Here is a 7,652-nt window from a genome sequence, read left to right on the forward strand (position 1 = left end):
GATCTATGTTAACTATTGAAACTTTTACATTTAATCCTTATCAGGAAAATACATATCTGATTATCGATAGCGCTAACAATCAGTGCATAATTGTGGATCCAGGGATGCACAATGTTCAGGAACAAGCTTATTTTAAAGAACATATAGAAAATAATAAGCTTAAACCAACACTTCTGCTGAATACACATTGTCATATAGACCATGTTCTTGGCAACAATTTCGTATATGAAAACTGGGCGTTAGTTCCTCAATTTCACGAAAATGAAGTTCCTGTATTAGTTTCAGTTGAAAACTATGCTCCACAAATGGGCTTCAGATATGAGACATCACCAATTCCCCAAGCTTTTATTCACGACAAAGAGATTCTAAACTTTGGAGGCTATGAGATTGAATGTATTCTGGCTCCAGGACATTCTCCAGGTCATTTGTGTTATTATATCCCCGGATTGAAATCCTTAATTGGCGGTGATGTATTATTTCGTAATAGCATAGGACGTTCAGATTTACCGGGTGGAGACCATCAAACATTATTGGATAGTATCACTACTCGAATTTTTACTTTAGCAGAAGACACAGAAGTTTTTCCTGGTCATGGCCCATCTACGACTATTGGATTCGAAAAAGAAACAAACCCCTTTGTGAGAGGATGAAAAAGATAAGTGTTCCACTATTTTTTGCTTTACGGTATCTTTTCTCAAAGAAATCTGTTAATGCAATAAATATAATCTCCTTAATAAGCATAGTAGGAATATTTGTAAGTACTGCAGCTCTTGTAATCGTCCTTTCATTTTATAATGGAATGGAGAAGTTCATCTTATCCATGAACAGCACTTTTTCGCCTGATTTACGTATCGAGGCAACTAAGGGAAAAACTTTTGATCCTAGTACTAACAAAATATTTCAAGAAATCGCTCAAAATAATAAAATAGCTAATTACTCCGAAGCACTTGAAGATAAAGTGCTAATCCAACATGAAGGCAAACAAATTGTTGGCCAATTGAAAGGAATTACACAGGAAAGTTTATCAAAACAGTCAAAACAACATATTCTTCATATTGGATCATTTGAGATTGAAGCCGATTCTGTTCCATACGCATTGATAGGCCCTCAAATACAAACAAACCTTCAAGTTCCTATTTCAGAATTTATCAATACTGTTGATTTATTCTTTCCAAGAAAAGAATCATCTGTAAATAACCTTAATCCTCTGGAAGACTTTAACATTCGTCAAGTAGCAGTAAATGGTGTCTTGACTTTTGAGCCTGAATTTCAAAATTTAGTCATTCTTCCGTTAAGCTTTGCGAGAGACATATTAGGTGAAGACAAAGCAATTTCAGCTGTAGAACTTTTTGTGAATAATCCAGCCGATTCGTATCTTTTGCAAAAAGATATTCAAAAGAAGTTAGGCGAAGAATTTAATGTTAAAAACAGAGAGCAACAAAATCCTACGCTGTACAAAACTATAAAATCCGAAAAATGGATTGTGTTCTTTATCCTAACATTCATCGGTATCATAGCCATATTTAATATCATCGGTTCCCTTACTATGTTGGTGATCGATAAAAAGGAAGATATGAAAATTCTACAGCATATCGGCGCTAACAAATCTACCATCGAAAAGATATTTTTCTATGAAGGTATTATGATTGCATTTATTGGCAGCTCAATAGGGATTTTAATTGGTTATATTTTCTGTTTATTACAAGATACTTATGGGTTTATCCGGACTAACAATGTTAATGGTGGCTTTATAGATGTTTACCCAGTTGATATGCGGACACAAGATTTTATATTAGTCTTCTTTACAATAACCACATTATCGATTATCGTTTCTTATTTCTCATCGAAGTTAAGTGTCAGAGAGATTGGCAATATTACAATACTAAAGAGCGAAGAGTAAATCTAGTATTTAAGTTTTTCGCGACTGTAATCGCCTTTCTTAATAGAATTAATAAATTGATACCAGTTGAATGGGTTCAAGAAAGGATTATTCATGCGTTGATTAATATTCTTATTCTGCATGTATTGATGTCTTTGTAATGAATTGAACGTTTGTATTTCCTCAGCACTACGTGGCACGACACGAGCTAATGCAGCTAAAGCATCGGGGCTCAAATTACGTCTAGCTGTAGCAATTGGATCTTCTCCACTACCTAAGCCCATAAATTCTGCCAAATAATCTTCATAACTCGCCCAAGGAAACGGTGTCACTGCAGGTAGTTCTATTATTAACGCTCTCATTTTTACAGAAGCAGTATGTTTGTCTCCTTCCACTTCAGGAATAGTGTAAGTCACTGGATCAAAACCTACACTTGTAAATTGTATCTCATCTCCCACATGTGCTACAAAAGAAAAGTAGCCATCATTATTGGACATAAAAGTTTGATTATTAAACGAAGTATTTTTTATGGTTACGAATCCAACCGGCAAGTCAGATCCTGTAGAAGTTATTAATCCACTAAATTGAAGAATCTTTTTGCTCTGTGCAAACACCGAACTAATTGTGAGAAGCATTACTCCTACACACAGCAAAAGATATTTAGGGGATTTTATAGACATTTAAACAAAAATAAAATTTAAGACTATCCGATCCTGTTAAAATGTGTTAATGACCGAACAACATTTTTGTTACAAAGACTATCCAGGTAATGTAGCGTTCGGATCATTCATATCCGTAATATTAACTGCCTCAACAGCGATAATTTCCGGTACAGCCTTCTTAATAGCTTGTTCAAGACCAGCCTTAAAAGTCATAATACTCATAGAGCAACTTGCACAAGCCCCCAATAATTTCAATTTCACAACTTTATCCTCCGTAATCTCCTCAATACTTACATTGCCTCCATCAGTTTCCAAATAAGGACGAATTGTGTCTAATGCCTGTTCTACTCTCTCGTGTAAGCTCATCTTTTGTATTACTTATTAATCCGTAAATATAATGAATTTTATTCCCATCTAAAATTCAGTCTTCATTATTAGCAAAATAATGACATATTAAATGAATGGTTAAAGTTTGTTAAAGCGTTTTACAAAAATATATTAGTTCCTAAAAATCAAGTAAATTGCGGTTTAAAATTTAATTGAATATTATTGTTAATTGACGTATCTTTGTAAAATGTTTTTGAATAGACGTATCCCTATAATTTTAGCTTTATGCTTGACTACATTGTTTTTTGTAGGCTGTAAAAGCAAGTTTGAAAAACTTCGCAACAGTAACAATATTACAATGAAATATCAAGAAGCTGTCAAGCTCTATGAGAAAGGCAAATATTCTAAAGCACTCATTTTGTTTGATGATTTAGCTGGGAAATATCGCGGAAGAGCAGAAGCAGAGGATTTATTTTACCTTATTGCTAACGCAAACTATAAATTAAGAGATTACACATCAGCACGTTTTCACTTTAAAAACTTTGCCAACACGTATCCAAACAGTCCTCGAGCAGAGGAATGTAGGTATATGGCCGCGTATTGTTATTACGTAGAATCTCCTCGTTCTACATTGGATCAAGAGAATACACGTAAGGCTATTGATGAGCTGCAATTGTTTGTAAATTATTATCCAGAGTCGGAAAGAGCTGAAAAAGCAGGTGAATTAATTCAAGATCTTCGTGAAAAATTAGAGAAAAAAGCATTTGAAAATGCTAAAATCTATTATAATATGGGTGGTCCAGATGATTATCGTGCTTCTGTTATTTCTCTAGAGAATGTATTGAGACAATATCCCGACACGAAATATGCCGAAGAGATTGAATTTTTGATGTTAAAATCTCAATATTTATTTGCGGATAATAGCCGTGCATATCGTCAAGAAGAACGTTTTAATGAAGCTATCGATTATTATAATAGCTTTACAGAACACTTTCCAACTAGTAAATTCAAATCTGAAGCAGATGATTTGAAAAAAAGTGCGGACAAAAAAATTGTTGCTGCTATTCGGCTAATGAATCAGTACAACAAAGAGGTAGAAGAAAGAAATAAAGAATTGGGTATTACTGAAACGAAAAAAGAAGAAGGTAGTGCAGACAATTCATCAAAATAATAAGAAATAAAATAATATTTAGTAAATATGAGTCAAGCAAAAAACAACACCATTCCAAATTCTACAGTAACAAGGGATTTGAGAGAATTGGACAAAGCTACTGACAATCTTTACGAGTCAATCGTAATCATTAGCAAAAGAGCAAACCAAATTGGTGTAGAAGTGAAAGAGGAGCTAAATGCGAAATTGGCTGAGTTTGCAAGTAGCAATGATAACTTAGAAGAAGTTTTTGAAAATCGCGAGCAAATCGAAATTTCAAAACACTATGAGCGTATGCCTAAGCCTTCATTAATCGCTATCGACGAATTTTTGAAAGATAAAGTTTACTTTAGAAATCCTTCTAAAGATCAAGACTAATACATTCGAGGAGCTATGTCTTCGCTAAAAGGCAAAAATATTGTACTAGGAGTATGCGGCAGTATTGCCGCATACAAAATAGCTTCTTTAATACGACTACTCGGAAAGGAGGAGGCCTCTGTGCAAGTCATTATGACGCCCGAGTCTACTCAATTTATTACACCTCTTACGTTATCTACACTTTCTAAAAATCCTGTATTAGTCGATTATTACGATTCTAAAACTGGTGAATGGAATAACCATGTACACTTAGGACTGCATGCAGATTTCATGCTCATTGCACCGGCATCAGCTAATACTTTAGCTAAACTCGCAAATGGTTTTTGTGATAATTTACTAGCTGCAATATACCTATCCGCTAAATGTCCCGTTTATTTAGCTCCTGCAATGGATTTGGATATGTGGAAGCATCCTGCCACACAACATAATTTGTCTTTATTAAAGAGCTACGGGAATATTATTATTCCTCCTGGGAATGGAGAACTAGCGAGTGGATTAGTTGGAGAAGGTCGTTTGGCAGAACCAGAAGAAATTATAGCTTTCCTGCAAGATTCGTTATCAAAAGGTAAACCTTTACTAGGTAAAACAGCGTTAGTTACAGCTGGTCCCACTTATGAAGCTATTGATCCCGTACGTTTTATCGGGAATCACTCTTCAGGCAAAATGGGTTACGCTATAGCAGAAGAGCTAGAATCATTAGGTGCAAAAGTTACACTTGTGAGCGGACCTACTTACCTTAAAGCTTCAGAAGCCATAAAAACGATTTCAGTACGTTCTGCGCAAGAGATGTTCGACGCTTGTAATGGAGTATTCGCTGATACAGATATTATTGTCATGAGTGCAGCTGTGGCTGATTATACACCAAAAGATCCCGCAACCGAGAAGATTAAAAAGAAAGCTGAAGACTTTACTATTGAGTTAAAGAAAACAACAGATATTCTGGGTACACTAGGACAACGAAAAAGTAATAATCAAACACTTATTGGATTTGCTTTAGAAACAAATAATGAATTAGAAAACGCTCAAGATAAACTCAGCCGTAAAAACGCTGATTTCATTGTCTTGAATTCAATGCAAGATGCTGGTGCGGGTTTTGGTACGGACACCAACAAAGTGACTATTCTATCACGTGACAATGCCCCAAAAAATTACGACCTCAAGTCTAAACAAGAGGTCGCTAAAGATATCTGTCAACTAATAGTTGATCATCAACAAAGCCCTATAAATTCCAAATCCTGATTTCTTTCGGATAGTAATTATTAATGCGATTTGGCATTGCTTTTATCCAACCCAGATTTACGCCTTTGTACCTAACAATAATCCAACCCTTTAAATTCTCTGTATTTATTGTAATTGGAAGCTGCTCTTTACGCAAGTAATTTTGTGCTTGCTCCAAATCTAAGTTTATAAAAGGCAAATCTATTCGAACAAGATTGCTTAAAGCTAAATCATGACTAGGTATCAAATCCTTCCCTTTAAGCTCTCCTATCTCCGTGCCAGCATTTTTTAAATACAAAACGTTCTGCAAAGCTTGTAGATCCTGTTCGTATTGTATAGGGAATATATGTAAAAAGTTATGATGTATAAAAGAGTAATGCCCAGTGTCATCGATCCAATTTTTAGCGATATTTTGAGAAGTGCCATTCTTCTCCATCTTAATTTTTTTCATAGAAAAAGTTTCTTGGTATGCCTTTTTTCTCAATATAGCACAAAAGAATCCTTCTCCTTTTAATAAATGCGGGTAAAATCTATACCCAGTAGCTTGGTGAGATTTCGATTCTGTAATTGTAATTCCCCAGCTTGAATCCACTTCTATCGCTACAGATTCCATATCAAATTCTTCGATTAACCAATCTACAATTTCTTCATTCTCTTCATTCGAATAAGAACATGTAGAGTAGAATAAATATCCTCCTGTCTTTAGAGTTGCAATAGATTGACTTAAAATACGCTGTTGTCTTTCACTACATAATTTTACATTAGCCAACGACCATTCATTTACTACCGAATGATCTTTATGAAACATCCCTGAACCTGAACAAGGAGCATCTACTACCATAAAATCAAAATAACCAGGCAATCTACCGTAAGCGGAAGGATCATTATTAGAAATAACGGTGTTTGAGTTGCCCCACCTCACTAAATTATCGGTCAATATATTTACACGTGATTTGATAATTTCATTAGCTAAAAGTAGGCTATCCTTGTGTAACGCTGAATTAATTAAAGTGGATTTTCCACCAGGAGCTGCACACAAATCTAAAGCCTTTATAGGATGAATATTTAGATTCAACTGTCGTATTACATGATCCAAAAACATAGAACTTGCCTCCTGAGAATAATAGCTACCACTATGGAATAATGGATCCAGCGTAAACACAGGGCGCATTTTTAAATAATATGCATTCTCACACCAAGGGATTGCCCTTTCAATATCATAATTTTCAATTGGAAAGTCTTTTAAAGGATTTATTCGAATTGATGTTGTCTTCTGCTCTTTATCATGAACTGCAACAAAAGCCTCATAATCAAAAGATGGATCGCCTTTCAATAGCGACAATAAATCATTAGGAAGTATATTACTCATTTCCAAAAGTAAAAATTCAGATCTAAAAACTGAAATCCTATTGAATTCCATTATCTTTGTTATCAATGAAAAACTTCAAAAAATATTATATTATTCCAGCAACACCTGAAGAAATCTACAAGGCGTTAACGACAGAAATTACGATACGTCTCTGGACAGGTGATACTGTTGAAATAGATCCCCGTGAAGGAGGTGAGTTTTCTTTATGGGACGGAAGTATTAATGGGCGCTTTATAGAACTTGTACCAGATAAAAAGATTGTGCAAGAGTGGTATTTTGGAGATGAGGAACAATCAATAGTTACTATTAAATTACACGATCATAAAAAAGGAACTTCATTTGAGGTAAATCATATTAATATTCCAGATGATGCATTCGAAGAAATTATTGATGGATGGGATAATGAATATGTCGGAAGTCTTATAGATTTTTATACAGAAGAATAATATATAAAAACGGAGCTTAAATTAAGCTCCGTTTAAATTTCTAATCGTAATAAAATTTCAAAATAATTCAAATATCCTATAAACCCTATTAAACCAAAAAAACCCCTTATCATTTTACTGATAAGGGGTTTGTATAAAAAAAGGCACCGACCTACTCTCCCACCTGTTACGGCAATACCATCGGCTCGGGCGGGCTTAACTTCTCTGTTCGGAATGGGAAGAG

9 protein-coding genes and 1 rRNA gene are annotated in these 7,652 nt (G+C 34.6%); 6 read left to right on the top strand and 4 right to left on the bottom strand.

Features of this window, described 5'->3' with window-relative positions:
* Positions 1–5 precede the first annotated feature (5 nt).
* Positions 6–650, top strand: a complete 645-nt coding sequence (locus GOQ17_RS07190) for an MBL fold metallo-hydrolase (RefSeq protein WP_159636616.1) — start codon at positions 6–8, stop codon at positions 648–650.
* Positions 647–1,900: an ABC transporter permease gene (locus GOQ17_RS07195; RefSeq protein WP_236537090.1), complete on the top strand. Its 1,254-nt coding sequence runs from the start codon at positions 647–649 to the stop codon at positions 1,898–1,900. The genes GOQ17_RS07190 and GOQ17_RS07195 overlap by 4 nt, the downstream gene beginning before the upstream one ends.
* Before the next feature lie 2 nt (positions 1,901–1,902).
* Here the strand turns inward: GOQ17_RS07195 and GOQ17_RS07200 are convergent, their stop codons facing one another.
* Complete coding sequence (locus GOQ17_RS07200) at positions 1,903–2,559, bottom strand: hypothetical protein (RefSeq protein ID WP_159636617.1); 657 nt, start codon at positions 2,557–2,559, stop codon at positions 1,903–1,905.
* A 78-nt stretch (positions 2,560–2,637) separates the two neighbouring features.
* The gene (locus tag GOQ17_RS07205; protein ID WP_159636619.1) at positions 2,638–2,907 is read right to left on the bottom strand and encodes a NifU family protein; all 270 of its coding nucleotides are present in this window, start codon (positions 2,905–2,907) and stop codon (positions 2,638–2,640) included.
* A 208-nt stretch (positions 2,908–3,115) separates the two neighbouring features.
* On the opposite strand from GOQ17_RS07205, the gene GOQ17_RS07210 reads away from it, so the two are divergent.
* The 3 genes from GOQ17_RS07210 to coaBC are packed head-to-tail and all read left to right on the top strand — an operon-like array spanning position 3,116 to position 5,635.
* Entirely contained in the window at positions 3,116–4,039 is a 924-nt protein-coding gene (locus GOQ17_RS07210; RefSeq protein ID WP_159636620.1) for an outer membrane protein assembly factor BamD, read from the top strand.
* A gap of 27 nt (positions 4,040–4,066) precedes the next feature.
* Positions 4,067–4,396 carry a DNA-directed RNA polymerase subunit omega gene (locus GOQ17_RS07215; RefSeq protein ID WP_159636621.1) on the top strand — a complete coding sequence of 110 codons (330 nt, stop codon included), beginning with the start codon at positions 4,067–4,069 and terminating at the stop codon, positions 4,394–4,396.
* Between the two features lie 15 nt (positions 4,397–4,411).
* Positions 4,412–5,635 carry a bifunctional phosphopantothenoylcysteine decarboxylase/phosphopantothenate--cysteine ligase CoaBC gene (coaBC, locus tag GOQ17_RS07220; protein WP_159636622.1) on the top strand — a complete coding sequence of 408 codons (1,224 nt, stop codon included), beginning with the start codon at positions 4,412–4,414 and terminating at the stop codon, positions 5,633–5,635.
* Here coaBC and GOQ17_RS07225 read toward each other — a convergent pair.
* Entirely contained in the window at positions 5,616–6,983 is a 1,368-nt protein-coding gene (locus tag GOQ17_RS07225; RefSeq protein WP_159636623.1) for a methyltransferase RsmF C-terminal domain-like protein, read from the bottom strand. The two genes, coaBC and GOQ17_RS07225, sit on opposite strands and share 20 nt — an antisense overlap.
* A 65-nt stretch (positions 6,984–7,048) precedes the next feature.
* Here GOQ17_RS07225 and GOQ17_RS07230 point away from each other — a divergent pair, with 65 nt between their 5' ends.
* Positions 7,049–7,429, top strand: coding sequence for an SRPBCC domain-containing protein (locus tag GOQ17_RS07230; protein ID WP_159636632.1), 381 nt, complete (start codon positions 7,049–7,051; stop codon positions 7,427–7,429).
* Between the two features lie 138 nt (positions 7,430–7,567).
* Here the strand turns inward: GOQ17_RS07230 and rrf are convergent.
* Positions 7,568–7,652 (bottom strand): 5S ribosomal RNA (rrf, locus tag GOQ17_RS07235); the annotation flags it as partial.

Origin of the sequence: Sphingobacterium composti (genome assembly GCF_009829075.1) — a bacterium.
GTDB lineage: Bacteria > Bacteroidota > Bacteroidia > Sphingobacteriales > Sphingobacteriaceae > Sphingobacterium > Sphingobacterium composti.